This is a genomic window from Chitinophaga sancti (genome assembly GCF_034087045.1).
In the GTDB taxonomy this organism is placed as follows: domain Bacteria; phylum Bacteroidota; class Bacteroidia; order Chitinophagales; family Chitinophagaceae; genus Chitinophaga; species Chitinophaga sancti_B.
The window spans coordinates 4,579,191-4,600,340 of the sequence record NZ_CP139247.1 but is presented as its reverse complement, the minus strand read 5'-3'; the positions used below and the strand labels follow the sequence as shown (position 1 = coordinate 4,600,340).

General features: G+C 43.7%; 21 protein-coding genes. 13 read left to right on the top strand and 8 right to left on the bottom strand.

Annotated elements, in window-relative coordinates:
* Positions 1-163: 163 nt before the first annotated feature.
* The 5 genes from SIO70_RS18695 to SIO70_RS18685 all read left to right on the top strand — a co-directional run bounded on the left by SIO70_RS18695 (position 164) and on the right by SIO70_RS18685 (position 3,854).
* Positions 164-748: a hypothetical protein gene (locus SIO70_RS18695; protein WP_320573189.1), complete on the top strand. Its 585-nt coding sequence runs from the start codon at positions 164-166 to the stop codon at positions 746-748.
* 558 nt (positions 749-1,306) lie between these two features.
* The gene (locus SIO70_RS18690) at positions 1,307-2,944 is read left to right on the top strand and encodes an FAD-dependent oxidoreductase (protein WP_320573187.1); all 1,638 of its coding nucleotides are present in this window, start codon (positions 1,307-1,309) and stop codon (positions 2,942-2,944) included.
* Positions 2,945-3,062: 118 nt separating this feature from the next.
* Positions 3,063-3,308: a hypothetical protein gene (locus tag SIO70_RS33435; protein WP_414017932.1), complete on the top strand. Its 246-nt coding sequence runs from the start codon at positions 3,063-3,065 to the stop codon at positions 3,306-3,308.
* Positions 3,250-3,375 (top strand): hypothetical protein, encoded by a 126-nt coding sequence (locus tag SIO70_RS33430; RefSeq protein WP_414017931.1) that lies wholly within the window; start codon positions 3,250-3,252, stop codon positions 3,373-3,375. The genes SIO70_RS33435 and SIO70_RS33430 overlap by 59 nt, the downstream gene beginning before the upstream one ends.
* Complete coding sequence (locus tag SIO70_RS18685) at positions 3,372-3,854, top strand: GNAT family N-acetyltransferase (RefSeq protein WP_320573185.1); 483 nt, start codon at positions 3,372-3,374, stop codon at positions 3,852-3,854. The genes SIO70_RS33430 and SIO70_RS18685 overlap by 4 nt, the downstream gene beginning before the upstream one ends.
* 369 nt (positions 3,855-4,223) lie before the next feature.
* Here SIO70_RS18685 and SIO70_RS18680 read toward each other — a convergent pair whose 3' ends face one another.
* The 5 genes from SIO70_RS18680 to SIO70_RS18660 form a co-directional block, all read right to left on the bottom strand.
* Positions 4,224-6,323 carry a glycoside hydrolase family 97 protein gene (locus SIO70_RS18680; RefSeq protein ID WP_320573183.1) on the bottom strand — a complete coding sequence of 700 codons (2,100 nt, stop codon included), beginning with the start codon at positions 6,321-6,323 and terminating at the stop codon, positions 4,224-4,226.
* A 132-nt stretch (positions 6,324-6,455) separates the two neighbouring features.
* Entirely contained in the window at positions 6,456-7,073 is a 618-nt protein-coding gene (locus SIO70_RS18675; RefSeq protein WP_320573181.1) for a hypothetical protein, read from the bottom strand.
* 259 nt (positions 7,074-7,332) lie between these two features.
* Positions 7,333-8,079, bottom strand: coding sequence for an SDR family NAD(P)-dependent oxidoreductase (locus SIO70_RS18670; RefSeq protein WP_320573179.1), 747 nt, complete (start codon positions 8,077-8,079; stop codon positions 7,333-7,335).
* A 70-nt stretch (positions 8,080-8,149) separates the two neighbouring features.
* On the bottom strand, positions 8,150-8,932 hold the full coding sequence (locus tag SIO70_RS18665) for an AraC family transcriptional regulator (protein WP_320573177.1): 783 nt from the start codon (positions 8,930-8,932) through the stop codon (positions 8,150-8,152).
* 359 nt (positions 8,933-9,291) lie between these two features.
* Entirely contained in the window at positions 9,292-9,753 is a 462-nt protein-coding gene (locus SIO70_RS18660) for a TlpA disulfide reductase family protein (RefSeq protein ID WP_320573175.1), read from the bottom strand.
* A gap of 130 nt (positions 9,754-9,883) precedes the next feature.
* On the opposite strand from SIO70_RS18660, the gene SIO70_RS18655 reads away from it, so the two are divergent.
* The 6 genes from SIO70_RS18655 (at position 9,884) to SIO70_RS18630 (ending at position 14,713) form a co-directional block, all read left to right on the top strand.
* Complete coding sequence (locus SIO70_RS18655) at positions 9,884-10,324, top strand: MarR family winged helix-turn-helix transcriptional regulator (RefSeq protein WP_320573173.1); 441 nt, start codon at positions 9,884-9,886, stop codon at positions 10,322-10,324.
* A gap of 348 nt (positions 10,325-10,672) precedes the next feature.
* A complete protein-coding gene (gene dapF, locus SIO70_RS18650) occupies positions 10,673-11,464 on the top strand; it encodes a diaminopimelate epimerase (protein ID WP_320573171.1) in 792 nt (263 codons plus the stop codon).
* 49 nt (positions 11,465-11,513) lie between these two features.
* Positions 11,514-12,401 (top strand): hypothetical protein, encoded by an 888-nt coding sequence (locus SIO70_RS18645; protein ID WP_320573168.1) that lies wholly within the window; start codon positions 11,514-11,516, stop codon positions 12,399-12,401.
* A 48-nt stretch (positions 12,402-12,449) separates the two neighbouring features.
* Positions 12,450-13,388, top strand: coding sequence for a magnesium transporter CorA family protein (locus SIO70_RS18640; protein ID WP_083730205.1), 939 nt, complete (start codon positions 12,450-12,452; stop codon positions 13,386-13,388).
* A 124-nt stretch (positions 13,389-13,512) separates the two neighbouring features.
* Complete coding sequence (locus SIO70_RS18635; protein ID WP_320573164.1) at positions 13,513-13,977, top strand: hypothetical protein; 465 nt, start codon at positions 13,513-13,515, stop codon at positions 13,975-13,977.
* A gap of 280 nt (positions 13,978-14,257) precedes the next feature.
* Positions 14,258-14,713 (top strand): NUDIX hydrolase, encoded by a 456-nt coding sequence (locus SIO70_RS18630; protein ID WP_320573162.1) that lies wholly within the window; start codon positions 14,258-14,260, stop codon positions 14,711-14,713.
* 144 nt (positions 14,714-14,857) lie between these two features.
* On the opposite strand, the gene SIO70_RS18625 is transcribed toward SIO70_RS18630, so the two are convergent.
* Positions 14,858-15,640 (bottom strand): queuosine precursor transporter, encoded by a 783-nt coding sequence (locus SIO70_RS18625; protein ID WP_320573160.1) that lies wholly within the window; start codon positions 15,638-15,640, stop codon positions 14,858-14,860.
* 387 nt (positions 15,641-16,027) lie between these two features.
* Between SIO70_RS18625 and SIO70_RS18620 the strand changes: the two genes are divergently transcribed.
* Both SIO70_RS18620 and SIO70_RS18615 read left to right on the top strand, forming a co-directional pair.
* Complete coding sequence (locus SIO70_RS18620; RefSeq protein WP_320573158.1) at positions 16,028-16,963, top strand: glycosyltransferase; 936 nt, start codon at positions 16,028-16,030, stop codon at positions 16,961-16,963.
* Positions 16,964-17,046: 83 nt separating this feature from the next.
* A complete protein-coding gene (locus SIO70_RS18615) occupies positions 17,047-19,515 on the top strand; it encodes a YfhO family protein (RefSeq protein ID WP_320573156.1) in 2,469 nt (822 codons plus the stop codon).
* A 180-nt stretch (positions 19,516-19,695) separates the two neighbouring features.
* On the opposite strand, the gene SIO70_RS18610 is transcribed toward SIO70_RS18615, so the two are convergent.
* Together SIO70_RS18610 and SIO70_RS18605 are read right to left on the bottom strand one after the other, a co-directional pair.
* Complete coding sequence (locus SIO70_RS18610) at positions 19,696-20,139, bottom strand: hypothetical protein (RefSeq protein ID WP_320573155.1); 444 nt, start codon at positions 20,137-20,139, stop codon at positions 19,696-19,698.
* 4 nt (positions 20,140-20,143) lie between these two features.
* The gene (locus SIO70_RS18605) at positions 20,144-21,148 is read right to left on the bottom strand and encodes a glycosyltransferase family 2 protein (RefSeq protein WP_320573153.1); all 1,005 of its coding nucleotides are present in this window, start codon (positions 21,146-21,148) and stop codon (positions 20,144-20,146) included.
* Between the last annotated feature and the right edge of the window lie 2 nt (positions 21,149-21,150).

Here is a 21,150-nt window from a genome sequence, read left to right as displayed (position 1 = left end):
AAATGGAGGGTGATAGTTGCTGCGAAATTATTAAATTTTATCCGGGGAAGGAAGAGTGACCTGCATTATTTTACTGATTGTGGTCAGATGACAATGCTACTTTCGAAGGGTTTGCATTGTACGGGGCTAAATGGTACCTTTGCGCCCTAACTAATAGCACCCGATGATTCAAATTAACCAGGAATATTCTTTTCCTCTTGAAAATGTATTGTTCTCTTTTGCACTGGCAGCGGAAGCAGCAGAAGTATTCGAAAGTCATCATACACTGATCACAGGGATTGGGAAGGTAAATGCCGCCTACGAACTGACGAAAGCGATACAGATCAAAAGACCGGCATTGATTGTAAACCTGGGATCTGCGGGAAGCAGTTTCTTTCAGAGAGGTGAAGTGGTTTGCTGTACAAAATTTATACAGCGTGATATGGATGTAAGAGGTCTGGGATATGAGTTGTATGAAACGCCGTTTTCAGGAATGCCGCCATTGCTTGAGTACGGTTTAAAAATGGATGGAGTGAATGAAGGTATTTGTGGTACGGGAGATAATTTTGAAATGGGACATTCCGTTACTGCTTATAATGTGGTTGATATGGAATCGTATGCGATAGCGATGATTGCCATGAAAGAAAAGATACCTTTTCTTTGCTTGAAATACATCTCTGATGGTGCAGATGATAACGCGGCGGAGGACTGGCTGGTGCAGGTGCACAAGGCCGCTGTGGCGTATGGGGAGTTGCTACAGATCAAATAATAAAAACATTCAGGAAAGAGGGAATGAAAACCATTTTCCGAAAAAAACATTCATGAAAGAGGTTATTCACCAACGGGGGATGAAAACCATTTTCCGAAAAAAAAGGGTGTATCAATGTATGATATTCCCTTTTTTTTATAGCAGCTCCTCAGGTAAAACAGCATTATGATTTGACATGAAACCAGCACCCAACATAATCCCCGCTCCAAACAGAAAATTCAAATCCTGCAGAAAAAACAGGCGGCATTATATGACGAAGATTAACCGAAATCCCAGATTACCCGTTTCCCAACAATAAAAACACCCGCACTACCAGTCCTAATAATGGTACAACCACCTGCCATGGCTAGGGTTATTACAAACCGTGAATCATAATTTTTCCCGGCAAACTTTTCCGAAGTCCTGATTTTGGGCATAATCTAATATCACATAATGATAAAAGTCATTAGACAACAGGATTATAGCCCTATGTAACAAAAGTTACTTTCACCATCTTCGCCTGATGATAGTTTTGTCTCCAGATGAAAACTATTTAATTAAAAACCACCATTTTAATTTATGAAGTATCTGATTATTGGCGCAGTAGCAGGAGGCGCATCAACTGCCGCCCGGTTAAGAAGATTAGATGAGCATGCTGAAATTGTTATATTTGAAAAAGGAGGGTACATTTCCTATGCGAACTGCGGACTACCTTACTATATCGGTGATGTGATCAAAGACAGGAATAAACTGTTTGTACAAACGGCTACCTCATTTTCAAAACGTTTTAATATCGATGTGCGGGTCAATTCTACTGTGACGGATATCGATCCCCACAATAAAACTGTGAAAGTATTTCACCAGCCTTCGGGTAAAAAATACGAGGAGACCTATGACAAATTAGTTCTTTCCGTAGGTGCGGAACCAATACGCCCTCCCCTGCCCGGCATCGATAATGAAGGCATTTTTACATTGAGAAATGTCAATGATACAGATAAAATCAAAACTCACATTTCACAGGCGAATATTAAGAAAGTAGTGATTGTAGGTGCGGGTTTTATTGGTCTTGAAATGGCGGAGAATATTCATGGACTGGGCATACAGGTAGAGATTGTTGAAATGGGTGCGCAGATACTGGCGCCGGTCGATTTTCCTATTGCAGCGATCATCCAGCAACATATCCGTAAAAAGGGTATCACCTTACATTTAAACACCGCCGTGACTTCATTCAATAAAAATGAAGTAGTATTGAATAACCGGGATGTGATCAACGCCGATATGGTAATTTTGTCCATCGGTGTGAAACCCGATCTGCAACTGGCGAAAGCAGCTGGCTTAAAAACAGGCAAAGGGGTTATTGTCAATGAGTACCTGCAAACCTCTGATCCAAACATCTATGCTGTGGGCGATGTGATCGAGTTCGAAAACCCCGTGACAGGGATTTCTATGAATACCTTCCTTGCAGGACCGGCGAGTAAGCAGGGACGGATTTGTGCGAACAACCTGGTACATGGTAATGTGCAACGATACAATGGTTCTATCAATACCGCCATTGTAAAGGTTTTTGATATGACAGTGGGTGCTACAGGGCTTGCCTCCAAACACCTGAAAGCGGCTAATATAGAGCATATTGTATCTACCACACATGGTGTATCTCATGCAGGGTATTACCCGGGTTCCAGACAGATGACGATTCAGATCACTTTTTCCCCGGCCGACGGGCAGTTATTCGGTGCGCAGATTGCAGGCTATGATGGAGTGGATAAAAGACTGGATATCTTCTCATCCCTGATCCAGCAAAAGAAGACCATATACGATCTGGTTGAATTTGAGCATGCATATGCGCCTCCATATTCTTCTGCAAAAGATCCCATCAATATAGCGGGTATGGTGGCAGAAAACATACTACTGAAGCGATTGCAGGTGATATACTGGGATGACCTGGAGAACCTGGATTTCTATGAGGATGTATTGATTGATGTGCGCACAGCGGATGAATATGAAATGGGGAATGTAAAGGGATCTATTAATATTCCGGTAGATGAGATACGAAATAAGCTATCGTCTATACCGATTGATAAAGATATTTATATCTATTGCGAGGCAGGATTAAGAGGATATTTAGCGCAGCGTGTGTTATTGCAAAATGGGTTTAACAGGGTTTGGAATATGTCTGGCGGATACAGGACATGGAAGACCTGCGTGAATGAAAGTTAAGAAGTTCCCGGAAGTAGCTGCCTGAGTGAATACATAACCTGATATTACAATCCGAAAGAGCGTGCTGTGTGACTAAATTGACAATAGTGATATATATGTAATGGCAGTATGAAAATCTATAGGTATCTTTTTACTGGCAGGTAGCTGTGAAAGAGGCGGCTACCTCATCCGGCTCTGGATACGGGAAGGGCAACCCTTATGGTATGGGATTGCAGGAGGAATTATCCTGGTATTATATGGCATGGTCGCGACTTTTACAGATAGCCAATTTTGCGAGGATATATGCAATCTATGGTGGAATTTTCATTGTTCTGTCTTTATTATGGGCCTGGACAACAGATGGGGTCCGACCAGACAGGTATGACATTATTGGAGCAATTATTGCATTGATTGGCGTTTGTATTATCTTTTATGCACCGAGAAACATATGAAATTCAGAATCGCAACCCTAACCGACTTAGATAAGATCACCGCGCTTGAACACATCTGCTTCCCTCCTAACGAAGCCGCATCCCGCGAGTCATTCATCAAACGACTCGAGTTTTTCCCCGGCCATTTCTGGGTATTGGAAACCGAAAGCCAGCTGGTGGGTTTCATCAATGGTATGGTGACTGACAATGAAACCATTGTAGATGAGATGTTCGCCGACGCTCACCTGCACAACGAAGAGGGGAAATGGCAAAGCATATTTGGCCTTGCCGTATCTCCTGATTTCAGGAACCAGGGGTATGCCGGACAACTGATCCGTCATTTTATAAATAAAGCAAAGGAGCAGGAAAGAGCGGGTGTCACGCTGACATGCAAAGAATATCTTGTGCCTTTTTATGAAAAGTTTGGGTTCAGGGACCTTGGGGTTTCTACATCCGTACATGGCGGAGCGATTTGGCATGATATGACAATTCAGTTTTAATGCTATATACTCATCGTTATAACCTTCTGCTCTGTAGAAGGGGCCACACCTAATCGTATGGCATTTGCATCGAAGTTCGGATACTTTTGGATCTTTCCATTTGAAATAGTAACCCCTTTTTCCAGCTTTCCTAAAATAATGCCCTTGAAATAGCCCGCCAGTTAAACACTCCTGGGATTATGGTAGTTGGTTTGCTGATTTTTGGCGCCACTATCATTTCAGAAATAAAGTTAAAAAAAGACTAGCTGTTCCTATCGGGGGTAACTAAAAAAGGGGGCGTCCTGAAGTTTTGACGCCCCCTTTTTATACTGGTACCTGATAGAAAGAATTATACAATTCTCATGGTCTTCCTGTTATTGATGATACAACTTACGGTTTTACACTTATCGCCACACCTCCACCTGGTGCCAGCTTTTGCTTCAATACCGTCTTATTCGTCACTACCATTTTCTTAATCGTATACTTCTGTGGATTTACTTTCCAGCTGATATCTTTATCATCTGCATACACAGTCGCCGTATACTTCTTCCCTGCCGGTAAAAAATCAAATTTAATCATTGCCTCGCGTGCATTTTCATCCGTAATACCACCAATGTACCACTCCTCTTTTGCCTTTGCCTTCCGTGCAATCGTGATATAATCTCCCGGCTCTGCTTCCAGCACATAAGTATTATCCCAGTCTACCGCTACATCTTTAATAAACTGGAATGCATCGGCAAACTTATTATAATTCGCAGGCAGATCCGCCGCCATCTGCAACGGGCTATACATAGTTACATACAGCGCCAGTTGTTTTACCAGTGTAGTGCTCAGCTTTGCCTTATTCTTACCATACACTTCCAGATTCCCTTCAAAGATGCCTGGTGTATAATCCATTGGTCCACCCATCAATCTTGTAAATGGCAGCACACAGGTATGGTCCGGTCTGTTTCCACCAAAAGACTCAAACTCAGTTCCTCTTGCAGATTCCTGTGCTAACCAGTTCGGCCAGGTACGGCATAAACCAGTGGGACGCACTGCCTCGTGAGAGTCTACCATTATTTTATACTTAGCCGCCAGCTGCGCCACATGCAGGTAATGGTTCACCATATACTGTCCATCGTGGTATTCGCTATGTGGCTGAATAGGTCCTACATAACCTGTCTTCACGGAATTATAACCATTGTCTACCATGAATTGAAATGCATCTTCCAGCTGACGTTCGTAATCCGTTACGGAAGAAGTCGTTTCATGATGCATAATAATCTTCACATTCTTTGAAGCAGCATACTTGTGCAACTCCTGTACATCAAAGTCAGGATATGCTTTCGTAAAACTATAGATATGTTCCTTTGCATTTGCCGTACCATCTTCCCAACCTTCATTCCAACCTTCCACCAGCACAGCATCAAAACCATTCGTTGCCGCAAAATCAATCATCTCTTTTACATGAGCAGTATTTGCACCATGATGTCCATTAGGTTTTAATGTCTTGTAATCTGTTTTACCAATGATGATATCCTGGTTATCAGTATACTGCCAGGTAGAACCACCACCGGTAAAGTATTCCCACCACACACCTACATACTTCACAGGGTGGATCCAGCTGGGATCTTTAATGGCACAAGGCTCATTCAGGTTCAGTATCATTGTAGACGCCAGTATCTGCCGCGCATCATCACTCACGATTACCGTTCTCCATGGACTGGTTTTCCCTGTCTGCACAAATCCCCTGTTGCCCAGTTTATCCGGAGTCAGGTGTGCACTAAAGATAAAATGCTGGTCATCCACATTCAGACACATAGCCGGAAAATCTACCAATGCCGCTTCATGAATATTTACATACAAGCCATCATCTGATTTCAGCATAAGGGGTGTTTGCACCGCCAGATTGGGCGTTGGAGAATTGGCGGCCATTCGCTCTCTCGCCTTGTCAATCAGTGAATGGATCTCTGAGATTTTAGACGTGACCGTTTCAAACTCATTTGTATCGTAATCACCCGGCAGCCAGAAGGCCTTATAATCTTTAGCCAGGTTAAACTCAGTCACTTCATTCTGGATACTGAGATGGCGCAGATTTGGTTGAACAGGGAATTCATACCTGAAACCCAACCCATCATTGAATAACCGGAAGCGGATATCCAGTTCTCTGCCAGTAGCCGCCTGTGTAAGCTGTACGAACAATTCATTGTGAAGATCCCTGATGTCTTTTTGCTGTCCCCAAACCGGTTGCCAGGTCTGGTCTTCCGATTTGGAAGCAATCCCCTTAATGGAAAAGTCCTTACTGAATGAACCCAGTTGTTTGAGTTCAAAACCCAGTTTACTTTCATTGATCACGGTCTTACCTTTATACTGTAATGTATAAACAGGCACCCCGTTGTTCACTTTAAACGCTAAAATGAAATTCCCATCTGGTGATCGCAACTCCTGTGCATTGACTGAAAGCACGCACAGGAGCGCACATAGGCATGATAGATAAAAACTGCGCATAGTTTAAAATATTGACCTTGTATAACTGATAAAAGTATTGTCCACCCTCCTTACTTATATATAACAGGCATCACCTCCCGGCCTGATGGTGATCAGTACCTTACTCTTACAATTTATATGAACCGGGAAAAGCTATTCCTTCACTTCGTCGTCCTTCAGTGCATCGTTGAACTTCTTCACTGCTTTCTTATCTTCTTCAATAGCTGCAGGCAGGTTTTTACCATGACATTGACTATATGGTTTCATACTTCCACAATAGCACTTGGCCCCTATCTTCTTTCCTTCTGACAGGAAGAGCAGCAGGTTATTGAACAGGGCATCGTAATGGTTATATACATTACCGGTATAGGTATTGAAATTCACTTTACCATCTTCCAGCACGGTTCCATATTGCACAAGAAAATCCTTCAGATTTGCCAATGCGATCAGGTGATCTACCAATGGGTTATTACTGGTGCTGACACGAACATGCTTTTCATCCCCATTAATATTGTTATCAGGAATGAACATCATTTGTGCGATCGACGCGGGAGCGGGTGTCACAGCCATCAGATCGCCATTTTCATTCTCCCACACTTCTGTTGGTGCTGCTTCGCAGATAAACTCACTCAGCCATACCGCCCACCCGGGTACCATGCGACCACCATCCACTACCTGTGGTTGTACAGGAATAATTTCGTAGTCATATTCTGACCCTACACGATCGATCAGTTGTTGCACAGCGGGTGTAATCTCAATTGGACTTGTCATACATTAAAGTTAAAAATCCCTGCAAGTTAAGGTAAACAAAATATTTTTGCACAAATGATTCCATTGCCGTGCCAGGTGGAGATTGACGAGGGTGGTGCGTTACGGGTATAGGAACATGAATAATAATTAAAATATGACAAGCCCAGGTTGGTGTTTTTTTTATTTCTACAGAATTTCCACAGAATTCCCTTCTACCTTCGCCATTCGTATAAATAACAATAATTAGAAGGGAAAACAGCCTGTCTTCTGCCGGGCTGGATTATATTTCTTTCTCCATGGCCGCCTTTGTAGCTTTATCTATCCATCTTTCCGGCAATAACGAAATCAGGAATATCTGCAATGCATGGGGCCAGTAAGGGATGATCCTTTTCTTTCCAGATCCCACTTTTTTTAATACATGCTTCGCAAAAGTAGCCGCAGACGGCCGCATAAAGGTCACTGGCTTTTTATTGGACGCCGTATGTACGCTGCCGACAATCAATGACATAACTTTCACATTTTTCAGTTCACGCGCCAGGGCAATGGAGAAAGCATTATTGTATGCCTTTGTACCGGCATATACAGCCAGGTAAGGAGGTGGCATCAGGGCTGCATAAGAAGATATATTTAATATCAACCCCGGGGCCTTCATCAGGGGTAATACATACCTTGTTAATTTTGTAGGGAAAGTTACATTCAATGCTATTGTACTTTCTATATCCTGACTGGTGATAAAGCGTTCTATTGGCCCAACACCTACATTATTCACCAATACGGTTAAGGGAATTTCAGCAGGGAGGTTCCATTCACCATGCATGAAAGGAATCACCTTACACGCAGGATTGACAGCTATCAACTCCTGTTTTACCAGCTCAAATTTCTCCTTATTTCTTCCGTGGATGACCAGATTAAACCCGGTTTTCGCCAGTTCAACCGCTATTGCTTTCCCAATACCATCAGTAGCACCTGTTACCAATGCAAAGGCACCAGGAACCAGGTATTGCTTCAATTTAAAAGAATTGCCCATGTAAATATTTTAGGCAAAGGTGGGCATAGGCGGAACAATATAGAATGGATGAATTATGGTGCGCTATGGATTATTTGCGGTTCCGGGATCTAAATGCCAGAGGCGGTTCTCCGGTAGCATTTGTAAAGTATCGGGTAAAGTATCCCTGGTCATTGTACCCGATAGAAAAGGCGATTTCTTTGATCGACAGATCAGTACCTGATAATAACCGCTTTGCTTCTGCTACAACTGCCTGTTGTACCCAAAAACTTACAGGGGAGCCAGTTGTTTCTTTTACTACTTCATTTAAATATGAAGGGGTGATGTATAATTTAGCCGCATAATCGCCGGCGCTTTTCATTTCTCTGAAATAAAGCAATAAAAGCCGTTTAAAGGCTTCAGAAATTTCCCGCCTGCGGGAGGTCACATCAGCAGCAGGAACAGCTGTATGATAGATGGCAGCGATCATTCCGATACAGGCATCCAATAGGGATATTCTGACGGCTGAAAAAGAAGGATTCATTTTATATAATAAGGTAAAGCATTCTCCAAGATGTTCCGCTACTTCATCTTCTACAGGAAGCGGTGCATAGGGGAAATAAAATTTAATATGCTCCACTCCTGCTGTTACAAGCCATGCGGTGGTATTTTTACTGACAGCTATTGTTTCATGCACCTGGCCGGGGCTAATACACAATACCATTTTACCAGATAAGATCAGCTCAACCTCATCTACAAGCAGCACACTTCTACCTGTCTGCTGAAATATAAACAGGAAATGATCATTCCTTCTATGAGCAGGTTTATTTTCTAACCCGCCATCAAAGCGATATACCTGAAAATCCCCTTCTTTCAATACAACGGGTATACTCATCTGATTCATTTTTTCTTCTTGCAGGGCATTCTTTAAATCATCTTTCTAAACTACATTGGCGTCACTTCTATCTTCTGTTTAACAGCGTCGTAAAATGTGCCGGATATTTACACCCTAACTGATGCGCCATCTCAAACACCTTATCCTGTATATATACTCCTGTGGAGACCGTCCCAATCTTCAAAATAATTCGTGGACAAATTCAACTGCCCCGCACACCACGCCACCGAAGGCAGCTGCGCCTGATCCGTCTGTATCTTTTGTTATAATGCACACATGCAGGGCATACATCAACAAGTAAAAAGATAGCCGGAGATATATTGAAGGTGTACCTGGGACACACTTCTGATAGAAGGAATTTACGAATCAGTAAGATCTTTCAATCCTTTTATCACCTCTTTGGTAGAATAATCCATACTTCCTTCAATATGGCCTACCATACGCCCTTTCTTGTCAAGGATCACAGTGGTGGGCACTGCATTTCCCAGGAAGTTGGAAGGTATCGGACTTTTAGGCGCATACACCGGCAGGTCATACTTATGTCGTTTCATAAATGCTTTTGATTTTGCCAGATCACCATCTACGTCTACAAAGAGGAACACAATTTTATTATTATCTCTGAATGCCTGTTTCAGCTTGTGAATAGAGGGTAGTTCCTGTTTGCAAGGTCCGCACCAGGTAGCCCAGAAGTTGATAAAAACAACTTTGCCTTTGAGGGCATTCAGGGATATTTCTTTGTTATTTTCATCTTTGAAAACAACATCGGGTTGTACGGTGCCGATAGCGAAGGTCAGGTAAAATAAAACGGGTAGTAAAGACATAGTGTTAAGTTACAGAATATCTGCCATCCTGCAATTGGTACAGAACAATTCTACTGCATGATCGCCTTGCCGGTAAATCTCCAAAAATAAGTTAAACACTTAACCATTAAAACCTTAACTTAGCCCCCGCATGACTAAAAATCAGACGTTTTCAGATTTTACGGATTCACTCGGGATATTAAAGGGGGCTTTCAAAGCGCGGATACGTGCGGCTTTCAAAGAAAATGATATTCCACTAACCACTGAGATGCTGCAGGTCATGCGCGTACTTTGGAAAAAAGACGGCGTGAAACAACAGGAGATCGCCGACGCTATTTCAAAAGACAAAGTGAGTATTGTGTACCTGCTGGATAATATGACTAAAAGGGGATTTTTGGAACGCAGGGAAGACATTGCCGATCGTAGAAATAAGATCATCATTCTTACAGCCGAAGGCAAAAAAATGCGCAGCATTGTGGAGCCATTGCTGAATGAACTGATGGCAGATGCAGTACGAAATGTGTCAAAAGACGATCTGGCGAAAGCGACGGGCATTTTTCAAACGATTATAAAAACATTACAGGAAGGGTAATGCTTTTTTTTGCCCATACAGTTAAATGTTTAACGGTTTAAATCACCACTAAAGAGCTTTGTTAGCTAGGAACACTAGTGTAACAGTTGTAGGTTTAAATACGACCGGGGGAATAGTCTTATTTCCCTGGTTTTAAAATTCAGTGCTGTTGTACCATTTTGTACATCTACCGAATGTAGGCATGAATACCGGATGGACTGCTATACCTATGCTTACCAGATGGTTACAAGTGCTGTAGTACCATTTTGTACATCTACCGAATGTAGGCATGAATACCGGATGGACTGCTATACCTGTGCTTACCGGATGGTTGTATAATATCTTCAATATGATTACATTTGCTTTATTATGTCAGCAATACATTTTTACAAATACCAGGGGACCGGCAATGACTTCGTCATTATGGACAATCGCAATGGCCAATATGATTTTCTCACTGAAGAACAGGTGCATTTTCTCTGTGACCGCCGCTTTGGCATCGGTGCAGATGGTTTGATGCTATTGAACAGGCAGGAAGGCTATGACTTTGGTATGAAGTATTACAATGCTGACGGCCGGGAAAGTAGCATGTGTGGCAATGGGGGCCGTTGCCTGGTGGCTTTTGCCCGTAAAATGGGATTAGATAGCGAAGTGCTGAGATTTATAGCTATTGACGGTCCGCATGAAGCGACCATGAAAGGTACTGATTGGGTAAACCTGAAAATGCAGGATGTGAATGGCGTGGAAGTAGGTAATCTTTATTTTTACCTGAATACCGGTTCACCACACTTTGTAAAGTTCGTGGAGGATGTGAAAGCCCTGGATGTATTTGAAGAAGGCAGACAGATCCGCTATAATGAGCGTTTTAAAGCGGTGGGAACGAATGTAAATTTTGTTCAGCCTATTGATAATGGCATTTTTGTTCGTACTTATGAAAGAGGTGTGGAAGATGAAACCTACTCGTGCGGAACTGGCGTTACTGCCGCTGCGCTGATGACTTCCGGCACGGAAGAGAAGACTTATACCGTTCCTGTTCAGACCCTTGGCGGTGGACTGGAAGTACGTTTTACCAAAACCGGCGAACGAGCTTATGAAGACATCTGGTTGTGTGGTCCTGCTACCCTTGTATTTGAAGGAGAGATCGATATACCGGCTAAATAAAGTAGCTGGTTGTACGGTACTTTTACCTTTGTTTTTGAAAGAGAGATCTATGATTCGACTATGTGAGATAGCCGGGTGTAGTGTGCTGTTGCCTTCAGTATTGGAAAAGCGGTCGTTGTACCGGGTGGGTGGAATATCAGGATGTGCGGTGTTGCAGCCTTTGGGTTTAAAGAAGGAAGAGGCTGAATGTGTTGTGTTGATGCCTGCGGCTTTGAGGGAGAGGGAGTTACGTCCTGTAAGAGGGACATATGGGTGTACGGTATTGGTGCCGTGGGTGTGGGAACCTTCGTTGTTATTGGGGGAACCGGTATTGAGTTTGACAGGGGCTACAGAGGAAATGATAAAGGAAAGTTCGGTGAGTTTGACAGGGGCTACAGAGGAAATGATAAAGGAGAGTACGGTGAGTTTGACAGGGGCTGCAGAGCAAATGATAAAGGAGAGTACGGTGAGTTTGACAGGGTCTACAGAGGAAATGCCAAAGGAAAGTTCACTAAGTTTGACAGGGTCTACAGAGGAAATGCTAGAGGAAAGTACGTTGAGTTTGACAGGGCCTGCAGAGGAAATGCTAAAGGAAAGTTCACTAAGTTTGACAGGTTCTACGGTGGCAATGCTAAAGGAGAGTACGTTGAGTTTGAACGAATGTATGGTTTCGCTGCCGGCGATTTTGGAGGAGACTGCAATATCCGGAGGCAAGGGACCGCAAACTTCGTTTGCCGTAACAACTTCAATACTTGAAAACACCCTTCCGCTCAATTCCTTTTTAGAAGAAAAGGCGCTTACCATCGCTGAATGTATCGTTCCGCTATCCGTTATTCTAAAAGAAACCACCACCCTCCCACAAATAAACCCACCATCCATACCCGCCCGCAAAATCCGATACCCGCGATTTTTGACCCGCCACAAAACCGCCCGTCTGGCAGAGCACGCTGTTAATTAATAATTAAGCAATATGCTTTCTTACTAATTATTCTACCTTTGCGCCCGGATGATCCAATACTTCAAAAATATAGACGCACGGACAGTTGAGATTAAAACCCCTGAAAACGGAGTATGGGTGAATATTACCCCTCCCCTAAAGCAGGCCGAGTTTGAACAGCTCTCTGAAGAGCTGGATATCCCGCTCGACTTCCTCACCGACTCCCTGGATATTGATGAAAGGTCCCGCTATGAGATTGAGGATAATGTGAAACTCATCGTTATCAAAACCCCGACGGAGAACAATTCTTTCAATGAAAGCGATGCTTATTATATCACGATTCCAATTGTGATCATTCTGACGCATAACCAGATCCTGACAGTCAATTCTTTCGACAACGCTGCCATCAATAAGTTCCTCAACACCTTCCATAACCGTCATCCTGAAAAGCGGAATATGATGGTGCTGAAGATCTTTGAGAAAGTAGTTATGAACTTCCTCGACTACCTGAAAGAGATCAACCAGCGCAGAAATGTATTAGAACAGAAACTCTACGACAGTAACCGAAATGAGGAGCTGCTGTACATCATGCGGATTCAGAAAAGCCTAGTGTACTTTGTGACAGCACTGCGGAGCAATGAGTTGTTGCTCATGAAACTTGAGCGAACCAACATTCTCGGGTTGAATGAAGATGAAAAGGAGTTCCTGCATGACCTGATCGTAGATACTTCCCAGGCCCTTGAAATGGCGAATGTATATACGAATATCATGGGTAGTTCTATGGATGCATTTGCAAGTATCATTTCGAATAACCTGAATATTGTGATGAAACGGCTGACTTCGATTACGATCGTGCTGACGTTTCCTATGCTGGTTGCGAGTATTTATGGGATGAATGTGGATATTCCGTTTCAGCGGAATGCACATGCGTTTTATATACCGGTGATGATTTCGATTATTATTTCGGTGATCATCAGTTGGTACTTTATGAAGAAGAAATGGTTTTAGTTGCCATAATATGTGTATAGAAGGCCGCAGGGGTATCCTCTGCGGCCTCTTTTATAATAACATATGGATCAATGGTTTATGGGTTTAGCATCGGGGTTGTTCCTCTTTAGTAATCTTTAACCATATGAATCAGAATAATTACACGCGCAGGCAGATGGCAACCGGACTGGGCGCCAGCATTGCTGCTATGGCCGTCAGTCCGGTAATCTCCAGGTCAGGTTCTATGCCTTCAGCACCTTCTGTGGCGAATAATCATGCTACCGGATTGGAAAATCCGCTCAATAAATACCCTAAGCCTACTTTTCAACCGCAGTCACAGCCATGGCCGGCATTGGCTTCGAAGATGATACCGAAACCGGATCATGGGGAGGCGTCATATAAAGGAAGTGGCAGACTGGCAGGCCGTAAAGCATTGATTACTGGTGGGGATTCCGGGATGGGCCCAGCGGCGGCGATTGCGTATGCGCGCGAAGGCGCGGATGTAGTGATCAATTACCTGCCGGATGAGCAGCCGGATGCAGATGAGCGGCAGGTGGAGGGGGGCAGCCTTAGGTGTAGCTTCGATGTTGCGTTGGTAAATATTAGGTGATTCTTGGATGATTCCCCGACGCTTCTTTGGTGCTCCTTCGATGCTTCTTCGACGCAATACTTTCGTTATAAGGCTACTCAAAAAAGGCAACTCAATATTCAGGGATATTGAGTTGCCCTTTTTGGGTTACATCTTGATTACGATTCTATATCGAAGCTATGCTATATCCAGGGTATATATGCTTGCCAATGATTCCGGAACGCCCTGCCTGCATGAGTGGTCGGCTTGTATAAACAAACTATTTTTTTACCCTACATTTGCCCTATACAACATTTTTTATATGGCAGCTATGTTCAACGTACGGGTTTATGGCATTATGATCAATGACAAAAAACAAGTACTGGTTAGTGACGAATATATAAAGGGGAATTATTTTACGAAATTTCCAGGTGGTGGGATGGAGTTTGGCGAAGGAACGCTGGAATGTATTGTACGGGAATGGAAAGAAGAGTTGAATCAGGATGTAGCTGTGGTCGAGCATTTGTATACGACCGACTTTTTCCAGATCTCTGCGTTTGACAATGAGACACAGATTATTTCAATTTATTATCTTGTCACGCCACTATCGCCATTTGTAGCGCCTTTATCGAAAAAGCCATTTGATTTTGAAGTACCGGAAGGTGTGACAGATGTGGAAGCTGCCCGGTGGATTGATTGGGAAGATTTTTCTGCGGAGGCAGTACATTTGCCGATAGATAAGGTGGTGGCTACGTTGGTGAAGACGAAATATCCGTAGGGTACAGACCATACAAATGATGAAAGCAGGGGCGCCTCGCCCCTTTCCTTAATCCCATTTCCTTGACACATTTCTTTATACCTCTTCACTTACATCTATTCCCTCATTCCCGTTTCCTTATCACATTTCCTTATTCCTCTTCCCTTATGCCTCTTCCTTCCCCATAGCAGCCGCCTTCATCCTGACCGTCGTCTCCTTGCCCAAATATTTTTCCACCCGTCCCTCTAAAAAGTAAATTAACGGGGTTAGCGCAATCGCCATAACAAATTTATACGTATAATTCACCACACAAATCGCCAACACCTGCTGCCAGCTCCAGTCTTTCCCTATTTTAAAAGCTATAAATAATACGATAAAACTATCCACCAGCTGACTAATTATAGTAGATCCCGTAGCCCTCAGCCACACATGTTTCTCCCCTGTGGCTCTCTTAATACGATGAAACACCGTCACATCCACAATCTGGCTCACCAAAAACGCCATGATACTCGCAAAGATGATCCACATGCCCTGACCGAATATACTTCCAAATGCATCCTGCATATTCGGTACCCCATCCTGTGCGCTGGAACCCAGCCACCAGTCAGCCGGCGGCACCTTGATCGCGATATAAAACATGAGGAAAGCATAAGAAATTAGCCCCACAGCAATATAAGAGATCCTTCTTACGGCCTTAGGCCCGAAATACTCATTCACCACATCCGTCAGCACAAACTCTAATGGCCATAACAACACCCCACAGGTAAGATTGAATGACAACCCGGGATACCCGAAAATTGTGAAGGTATGCACCGGCAGGCCTAAAAGCCTCTCAAGAGAGAAGATCTTACCACCTATACACTCAGCTATCAATGCATTCGCCACGAAGAAACTACAGAAGATCAGGAATAGTTTCGTCGGCTTATCTTTCAGTAAATTGTTTATCATCAGAAAAGGAAGTAGAATTGAAGAAGTAAGATAAGAAGATTTATAATAAATACGAACGGTGGCAGCTGGGCCACGCTCAGCTTATGTCTGACCAGCATAATAACCGCGATGATCAAAGTGATCAGATTCAGCGGAAACGCCACAAACATCCCCATCGGCAGCACGAATTTCAATAATTCGCCAAAATTATCCTTTATATCAAGGTATCGGGACACCTCAGCAAGCACGAAAAACAGGTTGCAGATAAAAGCCAGTTTTAAAAAGAATCGTAACCTGTCCATGTTGAAATTTCGGATAAATTACAGTTATTTTGCTTTCTTCAAAAAAAATTTGTGATTGGCATGGTTTATTCTGTGCTGACCAGAATTCGAAAAAACACAACTGCCCATGCAAATTGCCATTTCCATAGTCATATGCTCTTATAACAGGGAGGCCTATATTATACAGGCCATCGATAGCCTATACCAGCAGGACCTTGACAAGAAACTGTATGAGGTGATTGTGGTGGACAATAACAGCCAGGATAATACTGCCGAAAAAGTAAGGGAATACATTGCTACCCACCCGGATATGCAGCTCTCCTACCACCTGGAAAAACGTCAGGGCGCTTCGTACGCCCGTAATACCGGGGCGGAACTGTCTACCGGCAAATTGATCTGCTGTATGGATGACGATGCTGTGGCCATGCCGGGGTATTTGCAGAATATCATTACTTTCTTTGATACGCATCCGGAGGCCACCGGTCTCGGCGGACGCATTATTCCAAGATATATACCTGCTGAGCCAAAGTGGATGTCGCATTATGTATCTTCCCTGGTGGGGAATTTTGATTATAGTCCGGAGACGAAGCCGTTCGACAACGGGCGTTATCCATTGGAATCTAATATGATTGTGAAAAGGGAGGATTTCTTTGCGGTGAAAGGGTTTAATACCAGTTTGCCGGGGGTGAAAGGGACTTTGAGGATTGGTGGTGAAGGAAAGGAGTTCTTTTATAAACTGATTGAGAGAGGTGGCGTGATCTGGTATGATCCGACGGTGATTGTACATCATGTGGTGGAAGTGAAGAAGTTAACGGCTGAGTATATGTACAGGGTGGCTTCCGGGATTGGCCGTGGGGAAAAGGTGAGGATGAAGGAGAAAGGTGGCGGGGCGACTTTTAAGAAAGGGATAGAGTACTTATTTAAGCTGGGTGCTTCGGTAGTGATTGGGGGGTATTATTTATTGCAGGGAAGGCCGGCGAAGTCATGGCCGGTGATTCAGTTCAGGATTGATGTATTGAAAGGGTTCTGGGAACCGGTACATTTGCCGGAGGCGCATTCGTAAAGGATTACCACCCACCATCACCAACTTATTATATATTCCATAATATATTACCTTTACGCACTCATAAACAAGTACATAACTATATGAAACCTGATTGGTTCAAGAAATTTCTGCCACATATCATCGCAATCGGGATACTCCTGTTGCTGGCAATCATCTATTGTAAACCAGTGCTGGACGGACAGGTCCTGACACAGGGCGATAATATCCAATGGCAGGCTATGGCCAAGCAATCGCTTGATTACAAAGCCGCCCATGGCGAAGCCCCTCTATGGACCAACAGTATGTTCGGCGGGATGCCTTCCTACCAGATCGTATTGGAAAGCCGCGAGCCCTTCAACATTTCCGACCTCGGAAAGGTATTCACACTCTGGATGCCTAAACCGATCAACTTCTTCTTTCTCGCGGGCCTCTCCTTCTACCTACTTTGTATGGTACTGGGTGTCCGCTCCTGGATCGGCCTTCTCGGTGCTGTCGCCTATGCCTATTCCAGTTATGACCCCATTATCATAGGTGCGGGTCACGACACCAAGATGATGGCCATCGGTTACCTGCCTGCTGTTCTGGCGGGTATTATCATGCTCACGCAAAAGAAATACATCAAAGGGGTGGCAGTCACTGCACTGTTCATGTCCCTCCTCATAGCTTCGAACCACATGCAGGTAACTTACTACTTCCTGTTGCTGCTGGCCGTACTGGGGGTTGTATTTGCCATATATACCATCCGTGCAAAGGATTATAAACACCTCATTATTACCGGGGTGCTGGTTATAGCCGCTACAGGTTTAAGTATGGCGGTAAATACCATGGCTATGTGGACGACCTACGAATACTCCAAAGAGACCATTCGTGGTGGTAAATCAGAACTCACACAGAAAGCTGCCGATACCAAAGGCAGTGGCCTGGATAAGGAATATGCGTTCCGCTGGAGCTATGGTATTTTCGAGACGTTTACGTTCGTAGTACCGAACCTGTATGGTGGTAGCTCACAGGGCGAACTGACAGAAAGTTCCGAGACCTATAAGACACTGAAATCACTGGGCGTGCCTGACCAACAGGCCAACCAGATGATCAAAGCATGGCCGCTTTACTGGGGTGAACAACCGGGTACTTCCGGTCCGGTGTACCTGGGTATTGTGATCTGCTTCCTCGCGATCTTTAGTTTCAGACTGATCAGGTCATGGCATAAATGGTGGATCCTCGCGATTTCTATATTGGCAGTCCTCATGAGCTATGGTAGTAACCTGGCTTTCTTCAACTATGCGCTGTTTGACTACCTGCCGTTCTACAATAAATTCAGAGCGCCAAGCATGGTGCTGATTATCCCACAGCTGACACTGGTCATACTGGCGGTGCTGGGTCTGCAGGCTTTGCTGGATCCTACATTGAAGAAAGCAGACCTGGTAGCGAACCTGAAGCGCTCAGGCATCGTGATGGGTGTGATTTTAGGCGTGCTGTTAGTACTGTCTGTAACCCTGGGCTGGTCTAATAATTCAGATCAGATGATGGCACAGCAGTTCAAGCAGATGGCGGGAGGTAGTGATGATATTGCAAATCAGCTGATGCGTGCATTGCATGCGGACAGAGCATCCCTGTATAGAAGTGATGTGTTCAGAGCAATCATTTTGTTTGCGCTGGCATTTGGACTGATCTGGTATTACCTGAAAGATAAAATCAGGATGCAGTGGCTGGCTGGTGGTCTAATCGTACTGGTGTTGTTTGATTTACTGCAGGTAGATACCCGTTACCTGAATTCCGATAATTATGTAGAGGAATCCAAGTACCAGGGTAACTTCAGTCCTTCACCTGCCGATCAGCAGATTGCAGAAGATAAAGATCCTTATTTCAGGGTGTTTAATGTAACGAAAGGTGATCCGTTTAGCGATGCGATGACTTCTTATTTTCATAATTCAGTGGGTGGATATCATGCGGCAAAGCTAATATTGTACCAGGACCTGATTGAGAATCAGATCAGCAGGAATAATATCAATGTGCTGAATATGCTGAATGCAAAGTATATCGTGGCACCGGGTCAGCAGGGACAGCCTGTGGTACAAAGGAATCCGCAGGCGTTGGGGAATGCATGGTTTGTAAAAGATATCGTGTGGGTACCGAATGCTGATGCGGAAATGAAGGCGCTGGACAATCTGAATACAAAGGATTCTGTGGTGATCGATCAGCGTTTTAAAGCTGCGGTGAAAGCACAACCAGTGTACGATTCGGCTGCGACCATCGCTTTGGTGAAGAATGATGTGGATCAGATAAGTTATACTTCCAATGCGGCTACGCCACAATTTGCAGTGTTTAGTGAGGTGTATTATAAGGAGGGCTGGAAAGCGTATATTGATGGTGTGGAGACGGAGTATGTGAGAGTGGATTATGCACTGAGAGGGTTGTCTGTACCGGCAGGAAAACATGAGATTGTGTTTAAGTTCCATCCGAAGAGTTACTATTTAGGGGATCAGATTGGGTTCTTTAGTTCTCTGATAGTGATGTTGTTGTTGATTGGCGCGGTGGTAATGGAGTTCAGGAAGAAGAAAGTGGTCGCTTAAAATAAAAAAGCTTGAATGAATAAGCCCGAGTAAAGGAATTTAAATAAAAGAGCTTACATGAATAAGCCTGAATAAAAAGTTCTACTAAAAAAGGAGATCGCCGAAAGTGATCTCCTTTTTTTAGTAGAAATGGTTTTCATACCTGTTGATGAATTCCCTTTTTCATAAATGCATTTATATCTAATAGATGATTGCCTGTATGATTATCCTGCTTGTATTTTCCTGATCATCTGCTTGAATACGTACCCACTCATCGTTTTTTATTACATATCCTTTAGGCGGTTTCTTCTTTTTTATTTTCCTGTCGTAAAGGGCGGCATATAAGGTAACCACATCCCGGGTCTGACCGGTTATTTGTACAGAAATAATCCTGGAATCTTCATAAAGCTGGTAATCGAGAGTGAGTTTGTTGCCATTATCCGCTCTTTTATAAAAAAACTGCTTTAGGGTCGGTGCTATCATAGCCGTATCCCTCACCAGGTGAAGCACCCTGACCACATCCGCATTGAACTTTCCGTAAACATCGTTATAATATTCATGCACCACCTTCACGGATGTTTGCGCAAAAACAGAAGAAACACTGGCAATACCCAACAGCAATACAAAAACAAGTTTAGCTTTCATGTGCCTACAATACCTTATAAAAATGCGGTTTATTCCTGATAATGATCGGACTGAATTGCCACAAAGCAAAAACATTCTTTGTTAGTCCCCACACCTGCGGCATATATTTAAACGGATTACGGCCCTTCAATAAGTTCTCTATGATGCTACCAAAAAAGAACACCGGCACCGCAAAGGAATAATTCAATAATAAAAACAAAAACCAGAATACGCCGAACTGTTTCCGTACTCTTACATGATTGGAAAGCATTACCTGCAGGGCTTTTCGGTCAAATAAACCCTGGTAGCCTTTGTCTGCCGAATCAAAAGCCTCACCCGTCGTCTCGCCCTGTAAATGGACAATATTGATATCACCGAAAATGGCGAGTTGACCGATCTTTTTTATCCTGCTACACCACTCTACTTCTTCTGCATACAAAAAGAAATCTTCATCCATATAGCCCGCTTTTTCCAACGTACTTCTCTTAATCATCAAAAACGCTCCACTGATCCAATCTACTTCGTGCACACTGCTTGCCTGTTGTACATTCGGCACTTTCGTCTTCATCTTAAAAGCGACCCATCGTAATACCTTGCCCCAATAAGGTAAAGGCAATAAATGATTCAGTCCCCCTATCATAAAGTAATTACCAGAGATTTGGGTGGTATGGTCCGCATTCAACTGCTGTACCCCACAAGCCGCAAAATCACTGGTGCTGAAGCGTTGCACACATTTATCCAGGGCGCCGTTCAGGATCAATGTATCAGGATTCAGTAACAGTAAATAGTCGCCTGCAGCCGCCCGCAACCCCGCATTATTCGCCCTTGAATATCCGCCATTATAGCCCATCTCAATAGGTTTAACAAACGGATGCTTTGATACAATCTGTGCTAAACTACCAGCAGCCGACTGATTATCTACTACGATGACTTCATAACTAATCTCCTTTGTCTGACTCACAATCGTATCAATACAATCATTGATCAGGCCATGGCTATTATAATTTACAATAATGACAGACAGCTGCATGA

Excerpts from the sequence above, each read along its gene's own strand:
- SIO70_RS18695 (WP_320573189.1), top strand. The coding sequence starts at position 164 with ATGATTCAAATTAACCAGGAATATTCTTTTCCTCTTGAAAATGTATTG.
- SIO70_RS18690 (WP_320573187.1), top strand. The coding sequence starts at position 1,307 with ATGAAGTATCTGATTATTGGCGCAGTAGCAGGAGGCGCATCAACTGCC.
- SIO70_RS18685 (WP_320573185.1), top strand. The coding sequence starts at position 3,372 with ATGAAATTCAGAATCGCAACCCTAACCGACTTAGATAAGATCACCGCG.
- SIO70_RS18680 (WP_320573183.1), bottom strand. The coding sequence starts at position 6,323 with ATGCGCAGTTTTTATCTATCATGCCTATGTGCGCTCCTGTGCGTGCTT.
- SIO70_RS18675 (WP_320573181.1), bottom strand. The coding sequence starts at position 7,073 with ATGACAAGTCCAATTGAGATTACACCCGCTGTGCAACAACTGATCGAT.
- SIO70_RS18670 (WP_320573179.1), bottom strand. The coding sequence starts at position 8,079 with ATGGGCAATTCTTTTAAATTGAAGCAATACCTGGTTCCTGGTGCCTTT.
- SIO70_RS18665 (WP_320573177.1), bottom strand. The coding sequence starts at position 8,932 with ATGAGTATACCCGTTGTATTGAAAGAAGGGGATTTTCAGGTATATCGC.
- SIO70_RS18660 (WP_320573175.1), bottom strand. The coding sequence starts at position 9,753 with ATGTCTTTACTACCCGTTTTATTTTACCTGACCTTCGCTATCGGCACC.
- SIO70_RS18655 (WP_320573173.1), top strand. The coding sequence starts at position 9,884 with ATGACTAAAAATCAGACGTTTTCAGATTTTACGGATTCACTCGGGATA.
- dapF (WP_320573171.1), top strand. The coding sequence starts at position 10,673 with ATGTCAGCAATACATTTTTACAAATACCAGGGGACCGGCAATGACTTC.
- SIO70_RS18645 (WP_320573168.1), top strand. The coding sequence starts at position 11,514 with ATGATTCGACTATGTGAGATAGCCGGGTGTAGTGTGCTGTTGCCTTCA.
- SIO70_RS18640 (WP_083730205.1), top strand. The coding sequence starts at position 12,450 with ATGATCCAATACTTCAAAAATATAGACGCACGGACAGTTGAGATTAAA.
- SIO70_RS18635 (WP_320573164.1), top strand. The coding sequence starts at position 13,513 with ATGAATCAGAATAATTACACGCGCAGGCAGATGGCAACCGGACTGGGC.
- SIO70_RS18630 (WP_320573162.1), top strand. The coding sequence starts at position 14,258 with ATGGCAGCTATGTTCAACGTACGGGTTTATGGCATTATGATCAATGAC.
- SIO70_RS18625 (WP_320573160.1), bottom strand. The coding sequence starts at position 15,640 with ATGATAAACAATTTACTGAAAGATAAGCCGACGAAACTATTCCTGATC.
- SIO70_RS18620 (WP_320573158.1), top strand. The coding sequence starts at position 16,028 with ATGCAAATTGCCATTTCCATAGTCATATGCTCTTATAACAGGGAGGCC.
- SIO70_RS18615 (WP_320573156.1), top strand. The coding sequence starts at position 17,047 with ATGAAACCTGATTGGTTCAAGAAATTTCTGCCACATATCATCGCAATC.
- SIO70_RS18610 (WP_320573155.1), bottom strand. The coding sequence starts at position 20,139 with ATGAAAGCTAAACTTGTTTTTGTATTGCTGTTGGGTATTGCCAGTGTT.
- SIO70_RS18605 (WP_320573153.1), bottom strand. The coding sequence starts at position 21,148 with ATGCAGCTGTCTGTCATTATTGTAAATTATAATAGCCATGGCCTGATC.